Here is a 26,878-nt window from a genome sequence, read left to right on the forward strand (position 1 = left end):
CGAGGTTGCGTGACAGATAAGAGGGGGGTCGAATTATGTCAACGCACTTGCACTGCCGGACGGCTACAGAACCGCCACATTCTGGTGGTGTGCAGCCGCTACAAGTCGCAGGTAATTGCGCCGAAGGCTAATGTGAAAGGTTAGTGAGCATGTCCAAGTTGAAAACCCTGGCCGCCGCGGCACTGGTTGCGGCGATGGCCGTTCATGGTGGCGCGCGCGCGGAAGACGCCGATCCGGTGATCGCCAAGGTTGGCGGCGAGGAAGTGCGCCAGTCCGAGCTCACGCTGGCGCTGGGCGGTCTCGACCCGCAGCTGCAGCAGATGCCGGAGGAGCAGAAGCGCGCCGCCGCCCTCTCGGCGATCATCGACGTCAAGCTCCTTTCGAACACTGCCGAAAAGGAAGGCCTGCAGGATGATGCGGCCTTCAAGCAGCGCGTCGCCTACCTGACCGAGCGCGAACTGCACAATGCCTACTTCAAGAAGCATGTCGTCGACGCCATCACCAAGGAAGAGGTGAAGGCGCGCTACGACAAGGAGATCGCCGCGATCCCGGTGCAGGAAGAGGTGAAGGCACGCCACATCCTGGTCAAGACCGAGGATGAGGCCAAGGAAATCATCAAGGAACTCGACGCCGGCAAGAGCTTCGTCGATCTCGCCAAGGCGAAGTCGACCGATCCGAACAAGGACGACGGCGGCGACCTCGGCTACTTCACCAAGGGCCGCATGGTGCCGGAATTCGATACAGCTGTCTTCGCACTCGACAAGGGTGCCTACACCAAGACTCCGGTCAAGACCCAGTTCGGCTTCCACGTGATCCTGGTCGAAGACAAGCGCCCGCAGGCCCCGCCGCCGCTGGAGCAGGTCGAGCCGCAGGTTCGTCAGCTTGTCATGCGTGACAAATACGTTGAGCTGCTTGCTGCCGCCAAAAAGGACGCAGGCGTCGAGATTTCCGATCCCGCTTTGAAGAAGGCCTATGACGAGGCCAACAAGGCGCAGGAAGCCAAGTAATTTCGATTGGCAGGCCCTGCCGCTCGCGGGACCTGCCATCACCGCTTTTTGTCGATGCCCGGCGGTGAAAACCGTTCGGGCATTTGTCGCAAGATAGATCTGGAGCAGCTTCGGTTGTAAACCGCTCCAGGTCTTTGTTCTTACGCATTTCCTGACGGAAAACCGCTACGCACTTTTCCTGGAAATGCTTTGGCCCCAACACGTCACAGCAGGTTTCCCATGTCCGGCTCCGTTTCTCCGCTTGCTCCGAAAACCTTCGCCGAAATGCCTTCCGTCCGCGGTGTCCGCATGGCGACCGCTGCCGCCGGCATCAAGTACAAGAACCGTACCGACGTGCTGATGATGGTGTTCGACAAGCCGGCCGCTGCAGCCGGTGTTTTCACCCGCTCCAAGTGCCCGTCTGCTCCTGTTGATTTCTGCCGCCAGAACCTTGCCGGCGGCATCGCGCGCGCTGTCGTCGTCAACTCCGGCAACGCCAATGCCTTCACCGGCAAGAAGGGACGCGAAGCCACGGAATTGACTGCAAAGTCTGCGGCGAAGGCAGTCGGCTGTGCGGAGAGCGAAGTGTTCCTCGCTTCGACCGGCGTCATCGGCGAACCGCTGGATGCGACCAAGTTTGCGGGCGTGCTCGACGATCTGGCCGTTGCCGGCAAGGAAGATTTCTGGTTCGAAGCCGCCAAGGCGATCATGACGACGGATACCTATCCGAAGGTTGCGACCCGCATGGCCGAAATCGGTGGCGTCAAGGTCACGATCAACGGTATTGCCAAGGGCGCCGGCATGATCGCGCCCGACATGGCAACGATGCTCTCCTTCGTGGTCACCGATGCAGACATCGCGCCGGCCGCACTGCAGGCTCTGCTTTCCGCGGGCGTCGGCCCGACCTTCAATTCGGTCACGGTCGACAGCGACACGTCGACCTCCGACACGCTGATGCTTTTTGCAACGGGTGCGGCGGCAGCCGACGGGCAGCCGGCAATCTCCGACGCGGCCGATGCGCGCCTCGACGCCTTCCGCGTCGCGCTCAACGACCTGCTGCGCGATCTGGCGCTCCAGGTGGTGCGCGATGGTGAAGGCGCGCGCAAGATGGTCGAAGTCACCGTGGAAGGTGCTGAAAACGACGCAGCCGCCAAGCGCATCGCGCTCTCGATCGCCAATTCGCCGCTGGTGAAGACGGCGGTTGCTGGCGAAGACGCCAATTGGGGCCGCGTGGTCATGGCCGTCGGCAAATCAGGCGAGATGGCGGAACGCGATCGGTTGGCGATCTGGTTCGGCGATGTGCGGGTGGCCGTCGAAGGCGAGCGCGATCCGACCTATTCGGAAGCGGCTGCCACTGCCGTCATGAAGGCCGAGGACATCACCATCCGCGTCGATATCGGCCTCGGCTCCGGTCGCGCCACGGTCTATACCTGCGACCTTACGAAGGAATATGTCGAGATCAACGGCGATTACCGCAGCTGAGGCTCCGGTCGAGCGATCGTAAGCAGTCTGGTATCCCGGACTGGCGAGAGGTAGCAAAATGACATCGAGTGATGCTCGGCCGGCGGGCAACGTCGCGGCCGAAGGTGGGGAAGTGGTAATGGTGGATCTTCCGAGCGTGCGCCGTCTCGAGGCCGTGGGCTTCCGGGCCTGGCCGGCAGCATCGGTGCACTATGACGGCAGCTGGCTGATCCGGCTCAACGCGGGCCATGATTCCAAGCGTCTCAACTCCGTCAACCCGCTCGATCCATCCGACTATCGCGATATTCCAGTGCGCCTTGAAAAGGCGGCCAGGCGCTTTGCGGACTATGGCCGGCCCCTGACCGTGCGCCAGACGCCGCTGACGCCGCCGCAACTCGTTGCCCATATGGATGCCGAAGGCTGGACGGCATTCAGCCGCAGCCTGGTGATGACGGCCGATCTTGCCGAGCGTGAATTCGGCGACGGCATCGATCACCTGCCGATCAAGGACGTCGGTCGCTTCGTCGATGCCTGTATCGGCATCGCCAAGGGCGATCCGAAGAGGAAGGCGGCGCTTACCGAGATCATCAATGCGATCAAGCCGGAAAGCGGCCTCTTCCTGTTTGAAGATGCCGAGACCGGGCCGACCGCCGTGGCACTCGTCGTGCAGGACAACGACCTCGCCGGCATCATGCAGTTTGCCGTGGACGAGCGGGTTCGCGGGAAGGGTGTCGGCAAGGCGATGCTCGATGTCTGCCTGCGCTGGGCGCGGCTGCGGGGAGCAAAAAAGGCCTGGCTGCAGGTCGAGGCGGAAAACAGCGCGGCGCTGGCGCTTTATCGCGGTGCCGGTTTCTCCGAGGTCTACAGCTACATCTACAGAACGCCGGGGGCTTGAGGCCATGAACGTCAGCGGAAAGAAGATCGTCCTCGTCGCCGCCTGCGCCCTGGTCGACAGCGACGGCCGCATTCTGCTGGCGCAACGGCCGGAAGGAAAGTCGCTTGCGGGTCTTTGGGAGTTTCCGGGCGGCAAGGTCGAAGCCGGCGAGACGCCCGAGGAAACCCTGATCCGTGAGTTGGACGAGGAACTCGGCATCCGCACCAAGGTCGCGTGCCTCGCGCCACTGACCTTCGCCAGCCACACCTATGAGGACTTCCATCTGCTGATGCCGCTCTATGTCTGCCGGCGCTACGAAGGGGTGGCGACCGGACGCGAGGGCCAAGCGATCAAATGGGTCAGGCCAAAGGCCCTGCGCGACTACCCGATGCCGCCGGCTGACGAGCCGTTGATACCATTTCTTATGGATTTGCTCTGAACCTACCCGAAATCTGATTGATTATTAATCGATCGTTTATCTCCCTCGCGCAAAGATAGCTCAATTCATTTTCGGTACGCATTGTTGGTGAACGGCGTACTGATTTCAGGCAGTGCGGTGGAACCAAGCTTGGGAAGGGCGCTTGCGTTCGCCGTGCTTTGTGCGTTTGTGAGGCTGGGATGGTGGACGACGATTTCTGGAGCACGGTTCAGGAAAAGGATCTGGTGACTAATCAGTCCCGCCGGACGGGTGTGCTCAATCTGTCCCTGCTGTTTGGAACGGCAGTGATCGCGCTGACGCTGATCCTGACGCCGATGCTGTCTTCGAAGAACGACAGGCGCATCATGGCCAATACGCCCGTCGACTACGACAATATTTCCACCGGCTCCATCCCCTCGAGCGGGACCACCAAGCGCTATACGGTACGGCGTAGCGTGCTGCAGGAGATGCCCGGTGCGGTCTGCATCATCGATGCGGACGGTCGCAAGAGCGGGTGCTGACCCGAACGCCTCCGGTTTTCGGCTGCTGCCGCACGTTTCGGACTGAACACGAACCGGACTGGGGAGCATGGAAAAGCTGAAACGCCTGTTTCGCGATAGAAGCGCTGGTATCGCAATCGAGTACGCGCTCATCGCCGCCATCGTCTCCCTGAGCGTGATCCTCGGGGCCGAACAGATCGGCAACGTCCTCTCAGCCGTCTACAACTCCGTCGCGACGGCTTTTCAGGGGGCCTGAGTTCGGGGCAAACACGACCGCCCTTGTTAAAGCGGTTGTTCCTTGGTGCCGAGCGCTGTCGACAGCCGCTGCTTCGCGGAGCCCGGTTTCAACGGCTTCTGCTGGCTTTCATGCGGCGCCCATCCGGACAGATAGATCACCGAGAATGTCGCGCGGACGCGGCCGTCCGGATCGGAGAAGCGTTCGGCATAGATTTCCGCGGCCCGCAGGAAGAAGCGACGCGAAACGGGCAGGCGGCTTCGGGCAGTGAGCGGGCTGGCCATGCCCATGGCGCGCAAGTCGCGCATCAGCGCAAACAGTGAATCGTAACGCACCGTATAGGTTTCGGTGTCCGTGACCGGCAGCGCGAAGCCGGCGCGTTGCAGCAGCGCGCCCACATCGCGGACATCGGCGAAGGGGATGACCCGCGGACTGGCTCCGCCCGTCAATTCCGCCTCGGCGGCTAGGAGCGCTTCGCGCAGTTCCTGCAGCGTACCGCTGCCCGGGATGGCGGCGAGAAAAAGCCCGTCGGGCTTCAGCGCCCGACGAACCTGGATGAAGGCGCCCGGCGTGTCGTTGGTCAGGTGTAGGGAGAGTGGCGAAACCACCAGGTTAAAGCTTTCCGGTTCGCCCGGAACCTCTTCAAGCGAGGCGATCGTTACCGGTGCTTGCGCAGAACCAAATCGCGCATCCGTTTCCACGCGCTCGACGGCACCGACCTTGCCCGTTGCCATGAGATGGTGGGCCGTTTGCCCGGTGTAGCCGTGCAACTCCAGCGCGCGATCGAAGTGACGTTCGACCACGCTGACGCGTTCGGCGAGTTCCTGGGCGACGATATCGAGAAGGAAACCGGCCTTCGGATCGGCGTTTCTGAGCGCCCTTGCCCGATGTGCCTCGACGAGGCTCTGGTCAAAGATTTTTTCCACGATACTGTCTCCGCAAGCTGGCCAGCAAAAAGACCTTCGGAGGTTCAAAGTCAACAGCATGGCATGGGAGAGACCGCTGTTTCCGGAGGAAGGGTGGGGGTGGGTGCTGCGGGGGCTCGTCTCCGGGGCGGTCGATCTCGTCTATCCGCCGGTCTGCTGCGGTTGCGGCCGGATGGTAGGCAGCCATCGCGCGGTTTGCGCTCCTTGCTGGTCGACGTTGCCGCTGATCGAGCGCCCTTTTTGCGATATTCTCGGGACGCCCTTTTCGGTCGACCATGGGCCGGGCTCGGTTTCGCCCGAAGCCATTGCCAATCCGCCGGCCTTCGACCGTCTGCGGTCGGTGGCAATCCATGAGGGCATTGCCCGTGATCTGGTGCACGGGCTGAAATATCGCGATCGCACCGATCTTGCGCCGATGATGGCGGAATGGATGATCCGGGCGAGTGACGGTGCGGTTGCCTCGGCCGATGCGATCATCCCGGTGCCATTGCACGCCTTTCGGCTCTGGAGGCGTCGGTTCAACCAATCGGCGGAACTGGCACGGGCCATCGCGCGGCTCTCCGGCAGGCCTTATCAACCCGATGTGCTCAAGCGTATCCGACGCACAAGCCGGCAGGTGGGCCTTGCCCGGCAGGCACGTGAGGACAATGTGCGCGGTGCCTTCGCGGTCTCGGAAGACGGCAAGGCGGGTCTCCGTGGGAACAGCGTGGTTCTCGTCGACGATGTATATACGACCGGTGCAACCGTCTCTGCAGCGACCCGTGCGCTGAAGCGGGCGGGAGCCGGGCCGGTCACGGTTTTGACCTTTGCAAGAGCCATATCCGGTCTTATATGACAATCAGTTATCCGGCACGGTGGCCGGTGAAGGAGCGATTGAGGATCATGGCTTCAGTGGTCATTTATACGCGTCAGTTCTGCGGTTATTGTTCGGCGGCCAAGAAACTATTGGAAACCAAGGGCGTGCCCTTTCTCGAACATGACGCAACCTATGATCCGAAGGTGCGGCAGGTGATGATCGAAAAGGCGCATGGCGGCTCGACCTTCCCGCAGATCTTCATCAATGACATTCATGTCGGCGGCTGTGACGATCTGCACGCGCTGGAACGCGCCGGCAAACTCGATGCGCTGCTGGCGGCCTGAGGCGGATCTGACGTTTCGCACATCGCCAACGCGAGGCTGTGTTGGCCGCGTGCACCAGGAGTAGAACGACGATGACCTTCAAGGCTGCAGCCATTCAGATGTGCTCCGGCGTCGATCCGCTAGACAACGCGGAGACGATGGTCCGGCTGGTGCGCGAGGCGGCGGCTCAAGGGGCGATCTATGTCCAGACGCCGGAAATGACCGGCGCGCTCCAGCGGGACCGGGCGGCTCTGCGCGCGATCCTGAAAGATGAGGCGAACGACATCATTGCCGGTGCAGCGGCGAAGCTCGCCGGTGAACTCGGGATCTACCTCCATGTCGGCTCGACGCCGATCGCGCTTGCCGACGGCAAGATCGCCAATCGCGGCCTCTTGTTCGGACCAGATGGTCACAAGATCTGCGACTATGACAAGATCCACATGTTCGATGTTGACCTCGACAACGGCGAAAGCTGGCGGGAAAGTGCTGCCTATCAGCCCGGCGGCACGGCACGCATTGCCGATCTCGACGTCGGCAAGCTTGGTTTCACCATCTGCTACGACGTGCGCTTCCCGGAGCTCTTCCGGCAACAGGCGGTCGCCGGCGCCGAGATCATGTCGGTTCCCGCCGCCTTCACGCGCCAGACCGGCGAGGCGCATTGGGAAATCCTCCTTCGCGCCCGTGCGATCGAGAACGGTCTCTTCGTCATCGCCGCGGCGCAAGGCGGCACGCATGAGGACGGGCGCGAGACCTTCGGCCATTCGATGATCGTCGATCCCTGGGGCAGGGTGCTTGCTTCGGCCGGACCGAGCGGCGAGGCGATCGTGCTTGCCGAAATTGATGTCGCCGCCGTGCATGCGGCACGCGCAAAGATACCGAACTTGAAGAACGCCCGCAGTTTCGTGCTCGATGAAGTGGTGCCAACCGGGAAGGGAGGCGTTGCCGCTTGATCCGCTATACAATTTCCTGCGACAACGGCCACGCCTTCGAAGGCTGGTTTTCGTCGAGTGACGATTTTGACCGCCAGGTCGACCGCAAGCTGGTTTCCTGTCCCACCTGCAATTCAACGTCCGTTGCCAAGCAACTGATGGCGCCTTCGGTCGCGACCGCGCGCAAGAAGGAAGCGACGCGGGCGGTGATCATGGATCAGGCGCAGAAAGAAACGATCGCCAAGATCCGCGAACTGGTGAAGACCGTGCGCGAGAACGCCGAGGACGTTGGCGAGCGCTTTCCCGAGGAAGCGCGCAAGATCCATTACGGCGAAGCGGAAGAACGCGGCTTGATTGGTAAGGCGACGGCGAAAGAGGCTGTGGCGCTGCTTGAGGAAGGAATTGCGGTCGCGCCGCTGCCGATCTTGCCTGACGAGGTCAACTGACGCGCGGTCTATTGGCGCCTCGGGTTCGCGTTATTTGCTACCTGCTCTTTAAAAACAACGTCTTGCTTCCCACCTCGCGGCTTCGCAACGGGAGATTTTTCAGCCAATGACTTTGTCCGAGCTTCGCATTTCCACCGATCGCCTCGTCATCCGGCCATTTGTGCCCGACGATTTTGCAGCCTTCTTCGCCTATCACCGGCTGCCGGACGTCTATCGCTATCTCTATCAAGAACCGCTGGACGAGACGGCTGCGCGAGCGAAGTTCGCCAAGGCTTCAGCGCCGGAACTTGCTGACGACGGGGATGTCGCGGTGTTCGCGGTCGAACGCCAGGAGGATGGCGCTCTGATTGGCGAGGTGCTGCTGAAGCTCGCAAGCCGGGCGGCCGAGCAGGCGGAGACCGGCTACATCTTCAATCCGGCATTCGCCGGCAAGGGCTATGCCACCGAGGCGATGCGCGCCATTCTCGATCTCGGCTTTTCGACGCTGCACTTCCACCGGATTTTTGCCCGGCTCGATGCGCTGAACAAGGGATCGGTTGGTGTCGTCGAACGTCTCGGCATGCGCCGCGAAGCGCATCTGATCGAGAATGACCGGTTCAACGGCACCTGGGGCGACGAACTCGTCTATGCGCTGCTGAAACGAGAATGGCAGGCCAAGTCTGAGATCGGCTGAGTCCGCAGACGAGCCGGCCAGCGGCGTTACAGCGGACGCTTGGCGACGAGCATGTAGTTGACGTCCATATCCTTGGACAGGTTCCACTGATTGGCGAGCGGATTGAAGAAGACGCCGGTGCGTTCAGTGACTTCGAGACCGCTCGCTGAGAGCGGCTTTTCCAGTTCTTCCGGGCGTACCAGCTTTTCATACTGGTGGGTGCCGCGCGGCAGCCAACGCAGCACGTTTTCGGCGGCGAAGATGGCAAGGGCTGCTGCCTTCATGGTGCGGTTGATCGTGGCGACGAACATCAGACCGCCAGGTCGAACCATATGGGCACAGGTGGTCATGAAGAAATCGACGTCGGCGACGTGCTCGACCACTTCCATATTGAGCACGATGTCAAAACTCTCGCCGGCTTCGGCGAGCGCTTCCGCGGTCACAGCGCGATAGTCGACCGCCACGCCGCTCCCGGCCGCATGCGTCTTGGCGATGCCGATGTTTTTCTCTGAGGCGTCGGCGCCGAGGACGTCTGCACCCATGCGCGCCATCGGCTCGGACAGGAGGCCGCCGCCGCAGCCGATATCGAGCAGCCGCAGACCTTTCAGCGGTTGCGGGCCCTTGGGATCGCGACCGAAATGTTCGGCCACCTTGTCGCGAATGTAGGCAAGGCGAACGGGATTGAACTTGTGCAGCGGCCGGAACTTGCCGGTCGGGTCCCACCACTCCGCAGCCATGGCGGAGAACCGGTCTACCTCGCTCTGGTCGATCGTCGTGCGTGCGGTCTCGCTCATGTCGCCGTCTCCTTGCATCGTCTCTGGTGAAGTCGGACGATCGGGCAGGGAAGTCAAGAGCCGACGCTGGGCCAGATGGGCGCAGGTCAGGCGGGCGCGTTGTTCTACCTGCTCTATTGCGCATCCGCCTGCGGCTGGTAGTGCAGGATGACCACGCCCGATTTCAGTGGGCGAGAGTGGGTCAATTTGAGTTCCGTTCGCTTCAACCCCGGCTTGAACAGGGGCACGCCGTTGCCCAGAAGCACCGGATTGATGCCGAGACGATACTCATCGACGAGGCCCTTCGCGATCAGCCCTGCAGCGAAGTCCGCACTGCCGAAAACGAAGATCGTGCCGCCATCGCGTTGCTTCAGCCGTTCGACTTCCTTGGCGGCGTCGCCGGTCAAGAGTGTCGTCCTGTGCCAATCGGCGGATGTCAGCGTGCGCGAGAAGACGAACTTCTCGACGCCGTTCATGAAGGTGGCGATGTTACCTTCGGCGGACGGCCAATAGGCCGCCATCATTTCATAGGTCACGCGGCCGAAGAGCAAAGTGTCCGCTTCGAGTTGCGTTTCGCCGATATAGGCGGCGAGTTCGTCCTCGAAGACGAACCAACCGATGTCATGCCCCGGTGCTTCGAAGAAGCCGTCGACGCTGACCATGTCCCACATGATGACCCTGCGCATTGTCTCTCTCCGTTGCTGCATGTCCTGGCATGGGGAAGATTGGCAAAACTGATATAGTTTTGCAAGTGGTTTATCTTTCGAACCAGATTGATTCGCGGCATGGCTCTTCGCCGTGCTAGCATTCTTAGGATCTGCGGCGGATGGGGGAATTCATGGCGCTTGGCAGGATCGACTGGGCAGTCGCTGTCGTTGCGCCGAAGCCTTCTGATCAGCTGCTCGAAATCGGCTGCGGTCACGGCGTTGCAGTGACCAAGGTTTGCGAGCGGCTTGTCGACGGGGGGATTGTAGCCATCGATCGATCGGCCACCATGGTCGCGGCGGCAATGCGCCGAAATGCTGCACACCTTGCTGCCGGGCGGGCCATCGTGCAGGTCGCGGACCTTCGCTCACTCGATCTGGATCATCGCCGCTTCGACAAGGTGTTTGCGATCCGCGTCGGCGTCTTTACGCGGGGCGATCCCACGCGTGAGTTTGCTGCGCTGGTACGGCTGTTGAAGCCGGAAGGGCGCCTCTTTCTCTTTCACGACGAGCCGTCCACGGGTGCGGATGAGGTTGGCGCGCGGATCGAAGCGGCAGTTCTTCGCCATCGGTGGAACGTCGAGGCTCGGTCGACGCACGTCTTCGACGGCGGCGAGGTCGCCTGCGTGATCGCCCGGCCGCCTTCCTAGCTACGATGCAGAAGGTGACGCCCGCTCATCGCGGGCGTCACGGGTGCCATCGGGTTCGCTTGCGCGATCGCTAGCCGAGTTCGCTCGCCGCAGCTGAGGCGAAGAAGTCTTCCGGGTCCTCGACTTCGACGAGCCGGCGCTTTTCGATCAGCCAGAAGCGGTTGCCGACATTGCGCACGAAGCTGCGGTCGTGGGAGACCAGAAGGCAGCTCGTCTCGTGTTTCAGCAACTCCGCCTCGAGTGCCTCCTGGCCCTCGATGTCCAGATGGTTGGTCGGCTCGTCGAGCAGGTAGAAGTTAGGCTCCTTCAGGCGCAATACCAGCATGGCGAGGCGCGCCTTCTGGCCGCCGGAGAGTCGGCCGATTGCCTTCTCCTGCATGTCGATGCCGACACCGGTACCGACAAGGAAGGTGCGCGCCCGCTGATCGCCGAGCGAAAAGCGGCGGGAGAGGGCGGCAAGCGGCGTCTCGTCGTCCGAAAGCCCGGCAAGCGCCTGGTCGCTGTAGCCGAGCACCAGCGAAGGCGTCGCCTTCAGTGTATCTGGCGCGCGGCCGGGCTCCTCGATCGCGGCACGGATCAGGTTGACGAGCCGCGTCTTGCCGGCGCCGTTTTCGCCCAAGAGCACGATGCGATCGCCCTGGCAGATCCAGCGCTTGCCGGTGCGGAAGAGCGCCGTGCCGTCCGGCGTTTCGACCGGGACGTCGTCCATTGTCACCAGGATCTTGGCGTGGGTGCCGCGGTTGGCGAGCCGGATCGCGCCGGCGGAGCGCTCCTGATGCGCCGGTTTCGCCGCGTCCTCCAGCCGTTCGGCTCGCTGCTTCAACTGTTTCGTCTTCACGGTCAGCAAATCGCTGCCGGAATTGATGCCGATGTTGTTGAGCTTGGCGGCCTGGCGGCGAAGCTGTTGCGCCACCTTCATGTCACGCTGATAGCGCCGCTCCTCGGAGGCGTCCACTTCATCGAGGGTAGCGCGCGCCCGCGAATAGGGGAGCGCGAAGATTGGCGATTGCTCGGGTCTGAGGAACAGCGTCCGGTTGGTGGTGGCGTCCAGGAAGGCGCGGTCGTGGCTGGCGACGAGCACCGGCACGTCGCGCGGCAGGGCGTTCAGCCAGGCTTCGAGCCGGGCGATCTTGGCGAGATCGAGGTGGTTGGTCGGCTCGTCCAGGAGCAGGGCGTCCGGATCGCTGACCCAGACGCGGGCGAGAAGCATGAGCCGCTGCCAGCCGCCGCTCAGTTCCGAGACCGCACGCTGGCGCAGCACTTCCGGCACGTCGAGCGAATCGAGCACGATGTCGACGCGCCAGCTCTCGTTTTCCGCCTGGTCGGCCGGAAGGGCCGAAAGGACGGCGTCGTGGAAGGAGAGGGGCAGCAATGCGGCCGCAACGTTCTGCTCGACATGGCCGATGGTCAGGCCGCGTGAGCGCGTGATTTCCCCGGCGGTCGGATCGAAACTGCCTGCGATCGATTTCAACAGGGTCGTCTTTCCGCGGCCATTCGCGGCGACGATGCCGATACGGTCACCGGCGGCGACGGAGAGGCTGAGGTTGGAAAAAAGCGGTGCGCTCAGGCTGACACCGAGGTTGCGGATATTGATCAAGGCCATGGTCGTTCTCTGGACTGCGCGAGCGACGACGAGACATCCGTGGCGGCACTTCGGGCCGGGTTTCCGGATGATTGGACCCGGAACAGCACGCATGCTGTCAACGGGCCGTCGGCTCGGTATTGGAAGACGATGCAGGCGCTTAAACCGAAACGGTTCCGCACTGCATCACTCTGGGCAGACCAGGGATAGGATCGCGATTTTCGCGAAAGGATGTCTGGTCAGCCCTGCAAACGCGTCTGCAGGGCTTGGACGGGGCCACGCTGGCGGTGGTGCCGGAAAAATCTCATCACGTGCAGCCCCCTTTCTCGAATTCAAGTTGCGAGCCACCTTTAGCATCGAAGCCGGTAATTTTCAACGTGGCATTGCGGGGTCTATCGGTACGGATGTTTCCGTGAATTCCTGTCCTGGGCAATATTGTTGCGAAATGCACCGGTCGTGGTGCACGGCGCGGTCCGAATCTGTGTCCGCTTGCCATTGCGTGCCGCCCCCTGATCCGCTAAGAGACGCCGCGACTTTCCGCTCCCCGAAGCGGTGACTGCCGATGTCCGAGAAGTCTCCCAAGCTTTTTGACCGTCGGGCGCCGGCGGGGGCTTTCCTGTCACGCGCGCCTGCGCGCGCTAAATTGGGTACCGGTAGAGGCACATGGCACGCATCGTGATGAAATTCGGCGGAACCTCCGTCGCTGATTTGGACCGCATCCACAATGTCGCCCGCCATGTGAAACGCGAGGTCGATGCCGGCCACGAAGTCGCCGTCGTCGTTTCCGCCATGTCCGGCAAGACCAATGAGCTGGTCGGCTGGGTGCAGAACATGCCGAAGGCAACCGGCGCCAACTCGCCCTTCTACGATGCCCGCGAATATGACGCGATCGTTGCTTCCGGCGAGCAGGTGACGTCCGGTCTGCTTTCGATCGCGCTGCAGTCGATGGGCATCAACGCCCGCTCCTGGCAGGGTTGGCAGATCCCGATCCGCACCGACAACGCCCATGGCGCTGCCCGCATCCTCGATATCGACGGCGCCGAGATCATTCGCCGCATGGGCGAGGGCCAGGTAGCTGTCGTTGCCGGCTTCCAGGGTCTCGGTCCCGATAATCGCCTCGCCACGCTCGGCCGCGGCGGTTCCGACACCTCGGCCGTTGCTATTGCCGCTGCCGTCAAGGCCGACCGTTGCGACATCTATACCGACGTCGATGGCGTCTATACGACCGACCCGCGCATCGAGCCGAAGGCGCGGCGGCTGAAGAAAATCGCGTTCGAGGAAATGCTGGAAATGGCATCGCTCGGCGCCAAGGTGCTGCAGGTGCGCTCGGTCGAGCTCGCCATGGTGCACAAGGTCCGCACCTTCGTGCGTTCGTCTTTCGAAGACCCCGATGCGCCGGGCATGGGTGACCTTCTCAATCCGCCCGGTACGCTGATTTGTGATGAGGATGAGATCGTGGAACAGGAAGTCGTAACCGGCATTGCCTATGCCAAGGATGAAGCCCAGATTTCGCTGCGCCGTCTCGCCGACCGGCCGGGCGTCTCCGCCGCGATCTTCGGCCCGCTTGCTGAAGCCCATATCAACGTCGACATGATCGTTCAGAACATCTCCGAGGACGGTTCGAAGACCGACATGACCTTCACGGTTCCGTCGGGCGATGTCGACAAGGCACTGAAGGTGCTCGGCGACAACAAGGAAAAGATCGGTTACGACGTCGTCCAGTCCGAGGCCGGCCTCGTCAAGGTATCGGTCATCGGCATCGGCATGCGCAGCCATGCCGGCGTCGCCGCGTCCGCATTCCGCGCGCTTGCCGACAAGGGCATCAACATCAAGGCGATCACCACTTCCGAGATCAAGATTTCGATCCTGATCGACGGTCCCTATGCGGAATTGGCGGTTCGCACTTTGCATTCCGCTTACGGTCTCGATAAGAGTTAATCGACAGACGACCGATTTGGGATTCGCGGCGGTTTTGCCCGCGTTTCCCCTTGCCGCCGTCACCTCTATTTCGGGAGACCCCACGCGATGAGAGACCTTTCCGCAGGTCCGCGCGTTCTCCTCAAGCGGTTGCGCGAGTTGATGGCGGAACCGCTGGAGCCGCAGGAGCGCCTTGACCGTATCGTGCGCCAGATCGCGCAGAACATGGTTGCGGAAGTGTGTTCGGTCTATGTGCTGCGTTCCGACGGCGTGCTCGAACTCTACGCGACGGAAGGTCTGAACAAGGCGGCCGTCCACCTGGCGCAATTGAAGATGGGGCAGGGCCTCGTCGGCACGATCGCCGCCTCGGCGCGGCCGCTCAATCTTTCCGACGCCCAGTCGCATCCGGCCTTTACCTACCTGCCGGAAACCGGTGAAGAGATCTACCACTCCTTCCTCGGCGTGCCGATCCTGCGCACGGGCCGCGCGCTTGGCGTTCTCGTCGTCCAGAACAAGGCGATGCGCAACTATCGCGAGGACGAGGTCGAGGCGCTCGAGACGACGGCCATGGTTCTCGCCGAGATGGTGGCGACCGGTGAGCTCAAGAAGATCACCAAGCCGGGCCTCGAGCTCGACCTCTCGCGTCCCGTCTCGATCGAGGGCAACAGCTATGGTGAAGGCATCGGCCTTGGCTATGTCGTCCTGCACGAACCGAGGATCGTCGTCACCAACCTCCTCAACGAGGACACCGACCAGGAATTGCAGCGACTTGCCGAAGCGCTGGGGTCGCTGCGCATCTCGATCGACGACATGCTGTCGCGCCGCGAGGTGTCGATGGAGGGCGAGCACCGGGCGGTGCTCGAAACCTACCGCATGTTCGCCCATGATCGCGGCTGGGTGCGCAAGCTCGAAGAGGCGATCCGCAACGGCCTGACGGCGGAGGCGGCAGTCGAGCGCGTCCAGAGCGAAACCAAGGCGCGGATGATCCGGCTGACGGACCCGTACTTGCGCGAGCGCATGCATGATTTCGACGATCTGGCCAACCGCCTGCTGCGCCAGCTTTCCGGCTATGGCGCCAAGCTTTCGGCCAGCGACTTCCCGACCGATGCGGTGATCGTCGCGCGTGCCATGGGCGCTGCCGAACTGCTCGACTATCCGCGCGAAAACGTGCGCGGTCTGGTGCTCGAAGAGGGCGCCGTCACCAGCCACGTGGTGATCGTCGCCCGTGCCATGGGCATTCCGGTCATTGGCCAGGCGACGGGCGCGGTGGCGCTTGCGGAAAACCGCGATGCGATCATCATCGACGGCGACGATGCCAAGGTGCACTTGCGGCCGCTCGCCGACCTGCAGCGCGCCTACGAGGAAAAGGTTCGCTTCCGGGCACGGCGCCAGGCGCAGTTCCGGGCGCTGAAGGACGTCGAGCCGCTGACCAGAGACGGCAAGCGCATCACGCTGCAAATGAATGCAGGCCTGCTCGTGGACCTGCCGCATCTGAACGAGGCGGGGGCAGAAGGCATCGGCCTGTTCCGCACCGAACTTCAGTTCATGATCGCCTCGACCATGCCGAAGGCGGAAGAACAGGAAGCGTTTTACCGCAGTGTGCTGAAGCAGACGGGCGGCAAGCCCGTGACCTTCCGCACCCTCGACATCGGCGGCGACAAGGTCGTCCCCTATTTCCGCGCAGCGGAAGAGGAAAATCCGGCACTTGGCTGGCGTGCAATCCGGCTTTCGCTCGATCGCCCGGGTCTGCTGCGGACCCAGCTTCGCGCGATGCTGCGCGCGGCGGCCGGTGCCGAGCTCAAGCTGATGCTGCCGATGGTCACCGAAGTTTCCGAACTCAGGATTGCACGCGACCTGCTGCAGAAGGAAATCGAGCGGCAGTCGAAACTTGGCGAACAGTTGCCGCGCAAGCTGCAGTTCGGCGCCATGCTGGAGGTGCCGGCGCTCTTGTGGCAGCTCGACGAACTGATGATGGAAGTGGACTTCGTCTCGGTCGGCTCGAATGATCTCTTCCAGTTCGCGATGGCGGTCGATCGGGGTAATGCCCGCGTATCCGATCGTTTCGATGTGCTCGGGCGGCCGTTCCTCAGGATCCTGCGCGACATCGTGCGCGCCGGCGACCGGCACGAAACCCCGGTGACGCTCTGCGGCGAGATGGCGAGCAAGCCGCTCTCGGCCATGGCGTTGCTGGGCTTAGGTTTCCGTTCGGTTTCGATGTCGCCGACGGCCGTAGGGCCGATCAAGGCGATGCTGCTGGCGCTCGACGCGGGCAAGCTTGGTGCCGCGCTCAATGCGGCGCTGGACGACACACGCGACCAGACGTCCGTTCGCCAGATGCTGGTGGATTTCGCCGCGGAAAACGGCATTCCGGTTTAGATTGAATTGACGCGTCGCGACCCTCGTCCGGACCATGATCCGGGCGAGGGGAGATGCATTTGGAGTGAGACTTGGCAAAGCTTCCCGTTGAAAAGATGCGCGAACTGGAACGGCGGTTCGGTGAGATCGAGGCCCGCATGTCGGCCGGCCCGGCCGCGGACGTTTATGTCAAGCTCGCCTCGGAATATTCCGAACTGCAGCCGGTCGTGACGAAGATCCGCGCCTACGAGAAGGCGATGACCGAGCTTGCCGACATCACTGCCATGCTCGCGGACAAATCGACCGATCGGGAGATGCGCGATCTCGCCGAAATGGAAAAGCCCGAGGTCGAAGCGACGATCGAGGCACTGGAGCAGGAAATCCAGATCCTGCTTCTGCCGAAGGATGCGGCCGACGAGAAGAGTGCCATCCTCGAAATTCGCGCCGGTACCGGCGGATCGGAAGCGGCGCTTTTTGCCGGCGATCTCTTCCGCATGTACGAGCGCTACGCGGCCGGCAAGGGCTGGCGCGTCGAGGTGCTTTCGGCGAGCGACGGCGAGGCCGGCGGGTTCAAGGAAATCATCGCAACAGTTTCCGGGCGCGGGGTGTTCTCGCGGCTGAAATTCGAATCCGGCGTGCACCGGGTGCAGCGTGTACCGGAAACCGAGGCGAGCGGCCGTATTCATACATCGGCGGCAACCGTCGCCGTGCTGCCTGAGGCCGAAGACATCGACATCGAGATCCGGCCCGAGGATATCCGCATCGACACCATGCGTTCGTCGGGTGCCGGCGGTCAGCACGTCAACACGACGGACTCGGCCGTGCGCATCACCCACCTTCCGACCGGTCTCGTCGTCACCAGTTCGGAAAAGTCGCAGCACCAGAACCGGGCAAAGGCGATGCAGGTCCTGCGCTCGCGCCTCTACGATATGGAGCGCCAGCGCGCCGACAGCGAACGCTCGGCCGACCGCAAGAGCCAAGTGGGCTCGGGCGACCGCTCCGAGCGCATTCGCACCTATAATTTCCCGCAGGGCCGCCTCACCGATCACCGCATCAACCTGACGCTCTACAAGCTCGATCGGATGATGATGGGCGAGATCGACGAGGTCGTCGATGCGCTGCTTGCCGACTACCAGGCGAGCCAGCTGGCGCTGCTCGGCGAACAGCGGGGCTGAGCCATGGCGGAAACGCTCGCGAGCCTCGTTGCCGAAAGCCGCGACCGCCTGCAAGCGGGCGGCATAGAGAATGCGGCGCTCGACGTGCGGCATCTGATCTCCGGCCTGCTCGACATGTCGCTGAGCGCGGTCGTGTCTCGGGGCAGGGACCCGGTTTCGGATGAGGACGCTGCCCGGATCCGGGTGGCGGTGGCGCGGCGACTGGCACGCGAACCGGTCTACCGTATTCTTGGTGAACGCGAATTTTTCGGCCTGCCGCTGAAACTTTCGAAGGAAACGCTGGAGCCTCGCCCGGACACCGAGACGCTCGTCGATCGGATGATCCCTTATCTGCGTGCGGTGGTAGCGCGAAAGGGCGGTTGCGCGCTTATCGATCTCGGCACCGGTACTGGGGCGATTTGTATCGCGCTGCTGTCGCAAGTTCTTGAAGCAAGGGGCACGGCTACCGATATATCTAAGGACGCACTGGCAACGGCGACGGCGAATGCAGCTGCGCTCGGTCTTGCGGATCGGTTCCGGCCGCTTCTCAGCAACTGGTACGAAAAGGTGGATGGTCGCTACGATGTGATCGTCTCAAATCCGCCGTATATCCGGTCCAGTGTCGTCCATGAGCTTGAGCCGGAGGTGAGACTTCACGACCCGGCCGCAGCGCTTGATGGCGGAGAAGACGGGCTTGATGCCTATCGCGCCATCGCTTCTCAGGCTGGTCATCATCTTGAGACAAACGGCGTGATAGGCTTGGAAATCGGTTTCGACCAGAAAGAGGCGGTGACGGCGTTGTTTAGCGCCGAAAATTTCCGTCTGCGTGAAGAGGCGAAGGATCTCGGCGGTAATGACCGCGTCCTGATCTTCGAACGCGACACAAACCGTTGAAAAAATGCTGCACTGACGCATCTTCTTTCTTGCACAGGCAAAGAAAGGGCTTGGAATCCCAGAGGAAGCGGGCTAGTTTGCCCGCGCACTGGGCAGAAGGTCATGGACCTAAGATTCGTTCCGGTATGACCTGGCCACGGGGATTGCTCTCAAGAAAGAGTTGCTAGGGTTCAACAAGTGCCTTGTGCGGGTACCTGTTAATTTGACGCCAGTCGGCGCCGAAGCCGCCATTGTGCGAGCGCAACGGCGCGTGTTCTGTCGGGCGTGAACGGATCCGGCCGGAAGACGAAACCACATGATCATCATTATCAAGAGAATTCGGGTGAATGTACTATGAGGCCAGGACAGCAAAACAAGCGCGGCCGCGGGCGGAATAACAATAGCAACAACAATAACAATGGAAATAACAACAACCACAACCGCAAGGGCTCGAACCCGCTGACGCGGACCTATGACAGCTCCGGCCCGGATGTGAAGATTCGCGGTACTGCTCAGCACATCGCCGAGAAGTACTCAACGCTTGCGCGCGATGCACAGAGCTCCGGCGACCGCGTCATCGCAGAAAACTACCTTCAGCACGCCGAACACTACAACCGCATCATTGCTGCCGCACAGGCGCAGATGCAGGACCGGTTCCAGCGTGATGACCGTCAGGATTTCCGCGGCCACGACGGGTCCGATCAGGACCAGGACGATCTGGATCAGGGCTACAGCGACGACATGCCGACCCCGGTTGCCGCAGCTCAGGCACCTGCTCCCGAGCCGCAGCCTGTCGTCATCGACGGCACGGGCCCGCAGCCGGTGATCGAAGGCACACCGGCGGAAGTCGCGATGGAAGAGGAAGCCCCGGCTGCCTCCGGCCGCGCCGCATCCCGCCGCCGCAACGCGCCGCGTCCACGCCGTCCGCGCCGCAGCGCACAGGAAGGTGCCGCTGACGAAGCCCAGGCTTCGGGCGATGCCGCTCCGGAAGCACCGGCGCTCGCCGCTTCCGAATAAGCGGCGGTCTATCAGCGTTGCCCATTCTCAGGGCACGACAAAAACCCGGCCTGTCACGGCCGGGTTTTTCTTTGTCTGGTCATCGGCGATCAAACGTCGACGCTGTCGACGATCAGTGCGGCAAGATTGGCGCTGGCGGCCGTCTCGTTCGTCCGGCCGCGGATCAGCTCGCGGCCGATCGCCTCGGCTGCTCCTGCGATACCGGTGCAGCGCAGGCGCAAATCGTCGGAGGGAATTTTCGCGAAGGGTCCGAGTGCCGCCTGGATCGCGGCGACATAGTCGTCGACCTGTTGCTGCTGCGTCGCGATCATGTCCGCGTTGCCGCGTAGCGCTCCTGAGATGGCCTGCCATTCCTCACCACTGTCGACGGCACAGTCGATGTAAACCGAGCTGATGATGTCGGCGACCGCATCGAGCTCTTTCGGTGCCCCCGTAAGCGCGGCCTGCAGTTTGGTTGCGTGGCGGTCTTCGATTTCCTGGGAAAGCGCGATCAAAAGCCCCTCGCGCGTGCCGAAATGCTCGTAGGCGATCGGCTTGCTGACGCCGGCGCGTTCGGCGAGGTGGCCGAGCGTCAGGGCGTCGGCGCCGCACTCGCGCAGGATCTCCTTGGCGGTCTCGATCAACTGGGCACGCCGTTCGGGCTTGGCGAGCTTTCGGCTTTTGGTCGGGGCCATCGATCGCAATCCTTTTCGCGTCGGCTCGTGGCTCTTGAAAGCGGCGTTCGGCAACCTATCTACCAATAGTAAGTTACTAATGGTAGGTTCGGCAATCAGCCAGACACTTTTCGTTTAGGAGATAGGAAGATGTCGAGCAAGTTTCAGCCTGTTTTGATCATCGGCGGTTCCGGGGTTGTCGGATCGCAGGCGGCGAAAATCATCCGCCGGCTCCACCCGACATTGCCGATCGCTATCGGCGGCCGTGATTTCGGCAAGGCCGAGGCCGTCGCGCGCGAGGTCGGAAACGCCATCGGCGTCAGCGTCGATCTGGCGCGGCCGGATATCGGCCTTGGCGACGAGAAGCGTTTCAGTGCCGTCGTCATTTTCCTGAAGGATGAGAAGCTGAGCTCGATGCGCTACGCCCAGCGCCACGGCGTCCCCTATATCAGCCTTTCCAGCGGCACCTTCGAAGTGGGGCCGGAAATGGCGCAATATATCCACGCGCCGGACAAGGCGCCGATCCTGCTCGCCAGCCACTGGCTTGCCGGGGCCGCCATCTTCCCGATCCTCGAATTCGCCAAGGCCTATGAGGCGATCGACACGATCCGCATCGGGGTCCTGCTTGACGAACAGGACATGGGCGGGCCGGCAGCACTTGCCGACTACAATCGCATCACCGGCCTCGCGCCGGCGGCATTGACGGTCAAGGAGGGCAGGCTCCACTGGGCTGGCTGCGAGGATTCGGAGGCGCGCTATCGAAGCGTCGACGGTGTCGAACTCGATGCGGTCGCCTATTCGCCCTTCGATGTCATGGCGCTTGCGGCCCGGACCGATGCCGGCGATATCCGGCTGGATCTCGCCTATAGCGAATCCGCGAGCCGGCGCCGCGGCGAGCCGTTCTCGACTGAGATCGTCATCGAGATGACGGGACGGGGGAAGGATGGCCAGCCTCTCGACCATCGCCATGAGATCGTGCACCCCGAAGGCCAGGCGCCGCTAACCGCCCTTGGTGTTGCGCTCGCCGTGGAACGCATGCTCGGCCTCGAAGGTGGCGAAGCGTCGGCTCCCGGCCTCTATCTCCCGGAGGTTTTGATCGACCCGGCCTACTACGTGCGACGCATGAAGGAGTTCGGAGCTTCATTCGCCGAACGGTCGCTGATGGCGGCTTAGCGAACCAACCGGCTTCTCGCCTCCCTGAGTACAAAAGTGGCCGCGCGGCAAACCGTCGAGCGGCCGCATTTTTCGGTTGCAGATTTCCGGCCGGAGACCAGCGACGGCTCTTTAATTTCCAAAATCGGTGCCCCATATTCGCTTCGGATGCGTTGATCCGGCGCAAGGCGGTGATCGCTCCACACTGACAGGCTTGCCGAATGCGGGAGCCTGATCCTGAACCACCGACGGGTGCCACGCGATGGGCCTGCCGGGTTATGGAGGTAGAGTATGAACATTGAAAAATATTCCGAGCGCGTGCGCGGTTTTCTGCAGTCGGCGCAGACCTATGCGCTGGCGCAAGGACATCAGCAGTTCACGCCCGAGCATGTGCTGAAAGTGCTGCTCGACGACGATCAAGGCATGGCCGCTTCGCTGATCGAGCGCGCCGGGGGCGACGCCCGCGAGGCGCGCGCCGGCAATGATGCAGCACTTGCCAAGCTTCCCAAAGTTTCCGGTGGCAATGGCTCCGTTTACCTGTCGCAGCCGCTCGCCCGGGTCTTTTCGAGTGCCGAAGAGGCCGCGAAGAAAGCTGGCGACAGCTTTGTCACCGTCGAACGGCTGCTGCTGGCGCTTGCGATCGAGAGCTCGGCCGCGACATCAGGCATTCTCGCCAAGGCCGGCGTGACCCCGACCAAGCTCAACCAGGTGATCAACGACATCCGCAAGGGCCGCACCGCCGATAGCGCAAATGCAGAGCAAGGGTTCGACAGCCTCAAGAAATATGCGCGCGACCTGACGGCCGATGCCCGTGAAGGCAAACTTGACCCGGTGATCGGCCGTGACGACGAGATTCGCCGCACCATCCAGGTGCTGTCGCGCCGCACCAAGAACAACCCGGTGCTGATCGGTGAGCCCGGCGTCGGCAAGACCGCGATCGCCGAGGGCCTTGCCCTGCGCATCGTCAATGGCGACGTGCCGGAAAGCCTCAAGGACAAGCGGCTGATGGCGCTCGACATGGGCGCGCTGATTGCCGGTGCGAAGTATCGCGGCGAGTTCGAGGAGCGGCTGAAGGCCGTTCTCAACGAGGTGCAGGCCGAAAACGGCGAGATCATCCTGTTCATCGACGAGATGCACACGCTGGTCGGTGCCGGCAAGGCGGAAGGAGCAATGGATGCCTCCAACCTCTTGAAGCCGGCGCTTGCGCGCGGCGAGCTGCATTGCGTTGGCGCCACTACGCTTGATGAATATCGCAAGCACGTGGAGAAGGACGCGGCGCTCGCCCGCCGGTTCCAGCCTGTCATGGTCGAGGAGCCGACGGTCGAGGACACGATCTCGATCCTGCGCGGCCTGAAGGAGAAGTACGAGCAGCACCACAAGGTCCGGATCTCGGATTCGGCGCTGGTTGCCGCCGCGACGCTCTCCAACCGCTACATTACGGACCGGTTCCTACCGGACAAGGCGATCGACCTCATGGACGAAGCGGCGTCGCGTCTGCGGATGCAGGTGGACTCCAAGCCTGAAGAGCTCGATGAGCTCGACCGACGCATCATCCAGCTGAAGATCGAGCGCGAGGCCCTGAAGAAGGAAACCGATGCATCGTCGAAGGATCGGCTGGAGAAGCTCGAGTTTGACCTCGCTTCGCTCGAAGAGCAGGCATCGGCCCTGACGGCCCGCTGGCAGGCCGAGAAGCAGAAGCTCGGCCGGGCTGCCGATCTCAAGAAGCAGCTTGACGAAGCCCGCAACGAACTGGCGATCGTCCAGCGCAAGGGCGAGTTCCAGCGCGCCGGCGAATTGACCTACGGTGTCATTCCGAAGCTCGAGAAGGAGCTTTCCGATGCCGAAAGCCAGGAAAACGCCAATGCCAACCCGATGGTGCAGGAGGTCGTGACCCCCGACAACATCGCGCATGTCGTCTCGCGCTGGACCGGCATCCCTGTTGACAAGATGCTGGAAGGCGAACGCGACAAGTTGCTCAGGATGGAGGACGAACTGGCGAAGTGGGTCGTTGGCCAGGGCGACGCCGTGCAGGCGGTCTCCCGTGCGGTCAGGCGCTCGCGTGCCGGGCTTCAGGATCCGAACCGGCCGATCGGCTCGTTCATCTTCCTTGGGCCCACTGGCGTCGGCAAGACGGAGCTCACCAAGGCGCTTGCCCGTTTCCTCTTCGACGACGAGACCGCGCTGATGCGTATCGACATGTCGGAATACATGGAGAAGCACTCCGTGGCCCGGCTGATCGGTGCACCTCCCGGCTATGTCGGCTACGAGGAAGGCGGAGCCCTGACCGAGTCCGTCCGTCGCCGGCCCTACCAGGTCGTACTGTTCGATGAGATCGAGAAGGCGCATCCGGATGTCTTCAACGTGCTCCTGCAGGTGCTCGATGACGGTCGCCTGACCGATGGTCAGGGCCGCACCGTCGACTTCCGCAACACGATGATCATCATGACCTCGAACCTCGGGGCTGAGTATCTGGTCGGACTTGGCGAAAACGAAGACAGCGATGTCGTTCGCGACCAGGTGATGGATGTCGTCAAGTCGGCCTTCCGGCCGGAGTTCCTCAACCGCGTCGACGAGATCATCCTGTTCCACAGGCTGCGTCGCTCGGAGATGGGTGCGATCGTCGATATCCAGCTCGAAAGGCTGCGCAAGCTGCTTACCGAGCGCAAGATCACGCTGGAGCTTGAGGATGACGCTCGAGCCTTCCTTGCCGACAAGGGATACGACCCGGCCTATGGTGCACGTCCGCTGAAGCGGGCGATCCAGAAATACCTGCAGGATCCGCTCGCCGAGAAGATCCTGCAGGGCGAGTTCCCGGATGGTTCGTCCGTCAAGGTGCTTGCCGGCTCCGACCGCCTCAACTTCAAGCGCGGAGCGACGGCGGACAAGGAAGCCGCCTGACAAGGCATCAAACACAGAGGCCGCCCTTCGGGGCGGCCTTTTTTGCTTGTGCAGACTTTGGAAGAGGGGAGGGGTGCCTAGTTGCTTGCGACTTCGGCGCCATCCTTGTTCAGCAACTCGTCGATGCGATCGCGCTCCTTCTCGAACTTCGCCAGCGCGTCGCCGGAAAGCGACTTGCCGCCGGGAAGGCGGATGCGCAGTGGATCGACCTTGTTGCCGTTGACGATCAACTCGTAATGCAGGTGCGGACCGGTCGAAAGGCCCGTTGTGCCAACCCAGCCGATCACCTGGCCCTGGACGACCTTGTTGCCGACTTTGACGTTCTTGGCGATGGCGCTCTGGTGGTTGTACGACGACACGTAGCCGTTGGCGTGGCGGATCAGAGTCTGGTTGCCATAGCCGCCGGAATCCCAGCCGGCCTTTTCCACGACGCCGCTGCCGGCAGCAATGATCGGTGTTCCGCGCGGCGCGGCCCAGTCGACGCCGGTATGCATGCGCGAGAAGCCGAGGATCGGGTGGCGGCGCATGCCGAAGCCGGAGCGGAAATGGCCGTTCGGCACGGGGTTGCGCAGCAGGAACTGGCGGATGCTTTTGCCTTCGGTATCGAAGTAGTCGATCGAATTGTCTTCCGGATCCTGGAACCGGTAGAAGGCGGTGACCGCATCGCCGAATTTGGCGCGGACATAGAGAAGCTCGGATTCTTCCGTCGCCATGCCGCGTTCGTCGGTCACGGAGAAGAAGGCTTCAAGCGAGTCCGTCGGCTTCAGCTGCGCCTGGAAATCGACGTTGCTGGCGAGCAGCTTGACGACGAGGCTGACCATGTCGGCGCTCATGCCATAGGAAAGAGCGGCGCGGTAGATGCCATCATAGACGCGCGGCAGATCGTGGCTGCTGGTCATGACCGGCGCGCCGTTGTCATCGAAGGCGGTGGCGACCGCGTCGAGCTTCGGCGGTTCCGCACCCGGAACGAAGCGGCCCTTGTCGTCGACCGCCATCGTCAGCACATGGCGGTTGCGCGAATAGATGGTGGCGCGCACGATGCGGGCCTCGTCGCCCTTCTGCGCTTCGCCGTTCTGAATGATGCCGATGCGCAGAACATCGCCCTCGCTCAGTTCGTTCGCACCGAGCGCGTCGCCGATATAGCCGGCGGCGTCGTCGGCCTGCGCCTTGGCATAACCGGCATTGACCATGACGGTCGCGATGTCGGTCTGACGCCGCACCGGAATGATGTCGTCGGCGTATTCGGTGCTTTCTTCGTCGATGGTCTCGTAGGCGGCATCGCTCTTGTTCTGCTCGACGATGCGGGCGGTCAGGCCCTGGAGCAGATCAAGCCCGTCGCTCTCCGACGCGAAGCGCTGCGGATCGACGTAATAGAGTGACGCGACCTGGGTGCTGCCCTCGGTCAGGACCGAACCGTTGGTGCGGACATTTTCCTCGACCTCTTCGAGCGACATCGAGCTGTCGAAGGCAATGCCGCCTTTCAGCGGGAAATCGACGGTCTTCAGCGCCACTTCGGAATCGACGTTCGAGCCATAGAGCGTACCGGTGCGGGCGACCGGGGATTCCTCGTCCGCCTCGTCGGTGGAAAAGATCGCCAGCGGATCGAAGTCCGGATAGTTTTCCGAGGGCTGATGGTTGGCGGCAAGCGCCATCTTGACGTGAACGAAAGGCTGCTTGCGCACCACTTCCTTCTCGCCGTCATGGGTCATGGTGGAAACTTCCATGACGGTCTTGTCGGCCGGCTTGGCGACGAGTTTGGGCGAAAGGATGCGACCGCCGCGCACCGCGCGTGCCTGCTCGTCTCCGTTCGGCGCGCTGTCGAGCGCCGCATAGGCCTCGGCGGGGATGGCCAACTGTTGGCGCCCGTCGAGTGCTGCAAAAAGAGCAACGCCCATAAGAAGGCTTGAGGTGATGCCGGTCAGAAAGGTGCCGGAAAGCCAGCGGAGGGAGATCTCACGCCTGTCGGGCGCGCGGCGGCCATGCGCAAGGATCGGCGGCTGATCGCCGAGCGACCTGACCATGTTCTTGTCGGTGTTCATGCCGAACTGAGTGTCCCCGATTTCTCTAAACCGTATTCTTGCCTGCGATACGTTGCGCGAAGATGTGCATCTTTCGCGTAACGGAGTCAAATCGCGGGGGAGGGGAGAGGGCGGATATCCAAGAGATCCCACGCCTACCCGCGCGAAAGCATCCGCGAAGCATCGTCGTTCTCGCTTAGATCGGCGGATTGTGAAAAAGTGAGGGCCAAAATGTGTCTCCACAGGCCCGGGAGAGAGGGTAAAACTTTTTTGGGGGCTCAAAGCCCTGCGTTTCCGGCCTTTGTCAGAAATCTGTCATTTTTTTCCAAAAAGCCTGTTGACGTCTGTGAGGATGGGGGTCTATAAGCCCGATCACTGACGAGGGCGGCGGCGCTGCTGGCGACGACGACCTTCGCTCTAGAGTTTCCCTGGTTGGCTGAGGCTGATTTTGGGGTCTGGGACGCGAGTTTCGGGCTTTGAGGAAACGGTTTGACGGACGGTGAGTTCGTCGGTTTTTTGACAATTGAATATAGAGAAAGAGAAACGTGGGCGGCGGAGCTCGTGAGGAACTCGAAAGGGTTCTTTC

The 26,878-nt window shown here is 62.5% G+C and carries 25 protein-coding genes; 19 read left to right on the forward strand and 6 right to left on the reverse strand.

What is annotated here, in order from left to right; genetic code table 11:
• Positions 1–149: 149 nt before the first annotated feature.
• The 6 genes from ACTJKM_RS04105 (at position 150) to ACTJKM_RS04130 (ending at position 4,495) form a co-directional block, all read left to right on the forward strand.
• Positions 150–1,007: a peptidylprolyl isomerase gene (locus tag ACTJKM_RS04105; protein WP_058325823.1), complete on the forward strand. Its 858-nt coding sequence runs from the start codon at positions 150–152 to the stop codon at positions 1,005–1,007.
• A gap of 219 nt (positions 1,008–1,226) precedes the next feature.
• Positions 1,227–2,468, forward strand: a complete 1,242-nt coding sequence (argJ, locus tag ACTJKM_RS04110; protein WP_058323919.1) for a bifunctional glutamate N-acetyltransferase/amino-acid acetyltransferase ArgJ — start codon at positions 1,227–1,229, stop codon at positions 2,466–2,468.
• 58 nt (positions 2,469–2,526) lie between these two features.
• Positions 2,527–3,342: a GNAT family N-acetyltransferase gene (locus ACTJKM_RS04115; protein WP_057254789.1), complete on the forward strand. Its 816-nt coding sequence runs from the start codon at positions 2,527–2,529 to the stop codon at positions 3,340–3,342.
• A 4-nt stretch (positions 3,343–3,346) separates the two neighbouring features.
• A complete protein-coding gene (gene mutT / locus ACTJKM_RS04120; protein ID WP_057254790.1) occupies positions 3,347–3,760 on the forward strand; it encodes an 8-oxo-dGTP diphosphatase MutT in 414 nt (137 codons plus the stop codon).
• A gap of 179 nt (positions 3,761–3,939) precedes the next feature.
• Positions 3,940–4,260, forward strand: a complete 321-nt coding sequence (locus tag ACTJKM_RS04125) for a hypothetical protein (RefSeq protein ID WP_057254791.1) — start codon at positions 3,940–3,942, stop codon at positions 4,258–4,260.
• A gap of 67 nt (positions 4,261–4,327) precedes the next feature.
• The gene (locus ACTJKM_RS04130) at positions 4,328–4,495 is read left to right on the forward strand and encodes a Flp family type IVb pilin (RefSeq protein WP_082616149.1); all 168 of its coding nucleotides are present in this window, start codon (positions 4,328–4,330) and stop codon (positions 4,493–4,495) included.
• Positions 4,496–4,521: 26 nt separating this feature from the next.
• Here the strand turns inward: ACTJKM_RS04130 and ACTJKM_RS04135 are convergent, their stop codons facing one another.
• Positions 4,522–5,400 (reverse strand): methyltransferase domain-containing protein, encoded by an 879-nt coding sequence (locus ACTJKM_RS04135; RefSeq protein WP_057254792.1) that lies wholly within the window; start codon positions 5,398–5,400, stop codon positions 4,522–4,524.
• A 58-nt stretch (positions 5,401–5,458) separates the two neighbouring features.
• Here ACTJKM_RS04135 and ACTJKM_RS04140 point away from each other — a divergent pair, with 58 nt between their 5' ends.
• The 5 genes from ACTJKM_RS04140 (at position 5,459) to ACTJKM_RS04160 (ending at position 8,567) form a co-directional block, all read left to right on the forward strand.
• The gene (locus ACTJKM_RS04140) at positions 5,459–6,235 is read left to right on the forward strand and encodes a ComF family protein (protein WP_058325822.1); all 777 of its coding nucleotides are present in this window, start codon (positions 5,459–5,461) and stop codon (positions 6,233–6,235) included.
• Between the two features lie 47 nt (positions 6,236–6,282).
• Positions 6,283–6,540, forward strand: a complete 258-nt coding sequence (gene grxC / locus ACTJKM_RS04145) for a glutaredoxin 3 (RefSeq protein WP_057254794.1) — start codon at positions 6,283–6,285, stop codon at positions 6,538–6,540.
• Positions 6,541–6,611: 71 nt separating this feature from the next.
• A complete protein-coding gene (locus ACTJKM_RS04150) occupies positions 6,612–7,469 on the forward strand; it encodes a carbon-nitrogen hydrolase family protein (RefSeq protein WP_058325821.1) in 858 nt (285 codons plus the stop codon).
• On the forward strand, positions 7,466–7,894 hold the full coding sequence (locus ACTJKM_RS04155) for a DUF1178 family protein (RefSeq protein ID WP_058325820.1): 429 nt from the start codon (positions 7,466–7,468) through the stop codon (positions 7,892–7,894). The genes ACTJKM_RS04150 and ACTJKM_RS04155 overlap by 4 nt, the downstream gene beginning before the upstream one ends.
• A gap of 106 nt (positions 7,895–8,000) precedes the next feature.
• Positions 8,001–8,567, forward strand: coding sequence for a GNAT family N-acetyltransferase (locus ACTJKM_RS04160; RefSeq protein WP_058325819.1), 567 nt, complete (start codon positions 8,001–8,003; stop codon positions 8,565–8,567).
• Between the two features lie 26 nt (positions 8,568–8,593).
• Here the strand turns inward: ACTJKM_RS04160 and ubiG are convergent, their stop codons facing one another.
• A complete protein-coding gene (gene ubiG, locus ACTJKM_RS04165; RefSeq protein WP_093236124.1) occupies positions 8,594–9,340 on the reverse strand; it encodes a bifunctional 2-polyprenyl-6-hydroxyphenol methylase/3-demethylubiquinol 3-O-methyltransferase UbiG in 747 nt (248 codons plus the stop codon).
• 113 nt (positions 9,341–9,453) lie between these two features.
• Complete coding sequence (locus ACTJKM_RS04170; RefSeq protein ID WP_058325817.1) at positions 9,454–10,005, reverse strand: dihydrofolate reductase family protein; 552 nt, start codon at positions 10,003–10,005, stop codon at positions 9,454–9,456.
• A gap of 140 nt (positions 10,006–10,145) precedes the next feature.
• Here ACTJKM_RS04170 and ACTJKM_RS04175 point away from each other — a divergent pair, with 140 nt between their 5' ends.
• The gene (locus ACTJKM_RS04175; RefSeq protein WP_093236125.1) at positions 10,146–10,673 is read left to right on the forward strand and encodes an SAM-dependent methyltransferase; all 528 of its coding nucleotides are present in this window, start codon (positions 10,146–10,148) and stop codon (positions 10,671–10,673) included.
• A 70-nt stretch (positions 10,674–10,743) separates the two neighbouring features.
• Here the strand turns inward: ACTJKM_RS04175 and ACTJKM_RS04180 are convergent, their stop codons facing one another.
• Positions 10,744–12,276, reverse strand: coding sequence for an ABC-F family ATP-binding cassette domain-containing protein (locus tag ACTJKM_RS04180; protein WP_440659922.1), 1,533 nt, complete (start codon positions 12,274–12,276; stop codon positions 10,744–10,746).
• Between the two features lie 642 nt (positions 12,277–12,918).
• Between ACTJKM_RS04180 and ACTJKM_RS04185 the strand changes: the two genes are divergently transcribed.
• The 5 genes from ACTJKM_RS04185 (at position 12,919) to ACTJKM_RS04205 (ending at position 19,571) form a co-directional block, all read left to right on the forward strand.
• Positions 12,919–14,193, forward strand: coding sequence for an aspartate kinase (locus ACTJKM_RS04185; RefSeq protein WP_057254802.1), 1,275 nt, complete (start codon positions 12,919–12,921; stop codon positions 14,191–14,193).
• An 87-nt stretch (positions 14,194–14,280) separates the two neighbouring features.
• Positions 14,281–16,548, forward strand: a complete 2,268-nt coding sequence (gene ptsP / locus ACTJKM_RS04190) for a phosphoenolpyruvate--protein phosphotransferase (RefSeq protein ID WP_057254803.1) — start codon at positions 14,281–14,283, stop codon at positions 16,546–16,548.
• 71 nt (positions 16,549–16,619) lie between these two features.
• Positions 16,620–17,702, forward strand: coding sequence for a peptide chain release factor 1 (prfA, locus tag ACTJKM_RS04195; RefSeq protein ID WP_057254804.1), 1,083 nt, complete (start codon positions 16,620–16,622; stop codon positions 17,700–17,702).
• A gap of 3 nt (positions 17,703–17,705) precedes the next feature.
• Positions 17,706–18,575, forward strand: coding sequence for a peptide chain release factor N(5)-glutamine methyltransferase (gene prmC, locus ACTJKM_RS04200; protein WP_058325814.1), 870 nt, complete (start codon positions 17,706–17,708; stop codon positions 18,573–18,575).
• 333 nt (positions 18,576–18,908) lie between these two features.
• Entirely contained in the window at positions 18,909–19,571 is a 663-nt protein-coding gene (locus ACTJKM_RS04205; protein WP_058325813.1) for a DUF4167 domain-containing protein, read from the forward strand.
• A gap of 89 nt (positions 19,572–19,660) precedes the next feature.
• On the opposite strand, the gene ACTJKM_RS04210 is transcribed toward ACTJKM_RS04205, so the two are convergent.
• Entirely contained in the window at positions 19,661–20,245 is a 585-nt protein-coding gene (locus tag ACTJKM_RS04210) for a TetR/AcrR family transcriptional regulator (RefSeq protein ID WP_057254807.1), read from the reverse strand.
• 129 nt (positions 20,246–20,374) lie between these two features.
• Between ACTJKM_RS04210 and ACTJKM_RS04215 the strand changes: the two genes are divergently transcribed.
• Both ACTJKM_RS04215 and clpB read left to right on the forward strand, forming a co-directional pair.
• Positions 20,375–21,397, forward strand: a complete 1,023-nt coding sequence (locus ACTJKM_RS04215; protein WP_058325812.1) for a hypothetical protein — start codon at positions 20,375–20,377, stop codon at positions 21,395–21,397.
• A gap of 270 nt (positions 21,398–21,667) precedes the next feature.
• Positions 21,668–24,274, forward strand: coding sequence for an ATP-dependent chaperone ClpB (gene clpB, locus ACTJKM_RS04220; RefSeq protein WP_057254809.1), 2,607 nt, complete (start codon positions 21,668–21,670; stop codon positions 24,272–24,274).
• 77 nt (positions 24,275–24,351) lie between these two features.
• Here clpB and ACTJKM_RS04225 read toward each other — a convergent pair whose 3' ends face one another.
• Positions 24,352–26,313 carry a M23 family metallopeptidase gene (locus ACTJKM_RS04225; protein ID WP_058325811.1) on the reverse strand — a complete coding sequence of 654 codons (1,962 nt, stop codon included), beginning with the start codon at positions 26,311–26,313 and terminating at the stop codon, positions 24,352–24,354.
• Positions 26,314–26,878 lie beyond the last annotated feature (565 nt).

This window comes from Ensifer sp. 22460 (genome assembly GCF_052044935.1).
GTDB lineage: Bacteria > Pseudomonadota > Alphaproteobacteria > Rhizobiales > Rhizobiaceae > Ensifer.

Bases quoted from the DNA above. Each gene is read 5' to 3' on its own strand.
- ACTJKM_RS04175 (WP_093236125.1), top strand. From the start codon at position 10,146: ATGGGGGAATTCATGGCGCTTGGCAGGATCGACTGGGCAGTCGCTGTC.
- ACTJKM_RS04185 (WP_057254802.1), top strand. From the start codon at position 12,919: ATGGCACGCATCGTGATGAAATTCGGCGGAACCTCCGTCGCTGATTTG.
- ACTJKM_RS04125 (WP_057254791.1), top strand. From the start codon at position 3,940: ATGGTGGACGACGATTTCTGGAGCACGGTTCAGGAAAAGGATCTGGTG.
- mutT (WP_057254790.1), top strand. From the start codon at position 3,347: ATGAACGTCAGCGGAAAGAAGATCGTCCTCGTCGCCGCCTGCGCCCTG.
- ACTJKM_RS04180 (WP_440659922.1), bottom strand. From the start codon at position 12,276: ATGGCCTTGATCAATATCCGCAACCTCGGTGTCAGCCTGAGCGCACCG.
- argJ (WP_058323919.1), top strand. From the start codon at position 1,227: ATGTCCGGCTCCGTTTCTCCGCTTGCTCCGAAAACCTTCGCCGAAATG.
- ptsP (WP_057254803.1), top strand. From the start codon at position 14,281: ATGAGAGACCTTTCCGCAGGTCCGCGCGTTCTCCTCAAGCGGTTGCGC.
- clpB (WP_057254809.1), top strand. From the start codon at position 21,668: ATGAACATTGAAAAATATTCCGAGCGCGTGCGCGGTTTTCTGCAGTCG.
- ACTJKM_RS04105 (WP_058325823.1), top strand. From the start codon at position 150: ATGTCCAAGTTGAAAACCCTGGCCGCCGCGGCACTGGTTGCGGCGATG.
- prmC (WP_058325814.1), top strand. From the start codon at position 17,706: ATGGCGGAAACGCTCGCGAGCCTCGTTGCCGAAAGCCGCGACCGCCTG.
- ACTJKM_RS04215 (WP_058325812.1), top strand. From the start codon at position 20,375: ATGTCGAGCAAGTTTCAGCCTGTTTTGATCATCGGCGGTTCCGGGGTT.
- ACTJKM_RS04160 (WP_058325819.1), top strand. From the start codon at position 8,001: ATGACTTTGTCCGAGCTTCGCATTTCCACCGATCGCCTCGTCATCCGG.
- ubiG (WP_093236124.1), bottom strand. From the start codon at position 9,340: ATGAGCGAGACCGCACGCACGACGATCGACCAGAGCGAGGTAGACCGG.
- ACTJKM_RS04205 (WP_058325813.1), top strand. From the start codon at position 18,909: ATGAGGCCAGGACAGCAAAACAAGCGCGGCCGCGGGCGGAATAACAAT.
- ACTJKM_RS04170 (WP_058325817.1), bottom strand. From the start codon at position 10,005: ATGCGCAGGGTCATCATGTGGGACATGGTCAGCGTCGACGGCTTCTTC.
- ACTJKM_RS04210 (WP_057254807.1), bottom strand. From the start codon at position 20,245: ATGGCCCCGACCAAAAGCCGAAAGCTCGCCAAGCCCGAACGGCGTGCC.
- ACTJKM_RS04130 (WP_082616149.1), top strand. From the start codon at position 4,328: ATGGAAAAGCTGAAACGCCTGTTTCGCGATAGAAGCGCTGGTATCGCA.
- grxC (WP_057254794.1), top strand. From the start codon at position 6,283: ATGGCTTCAGTGGTCATTTATACGCGTCAGTTCTGCGGTTATTGTTCG.
- ACTJKM_RS04225 (WP_058325811.1), bottom strand. From the start codon at position 26,313: ATGAACACCGACAAGAACATGGTCAGGTCGCTCGGCGATCAGCCGCCG.
- ACTJKM_RS04115 (WP_057254789.1), top strand. From the start codon at position 2,527: ATGACATCGAGTGATGCTCGGCCGGCGGGCAACGTCGCGGCCGAAGGT.
- ACTJKM_RS04140 (WP_058325822.1), top strand. From the start codon at position 5,459: ATGGCATGGGAGAGACCGCTGTTTCCGGAGGAAGGGTGGGGGTGGGTG.
- ACTJKM_RS04150 (WP_058325821.1), top strand. From the start codon at position 6,612: ATGACCTTCAAGGCTGCAGCCATTCAGATGTGCTCCGGCGTCGATCCG.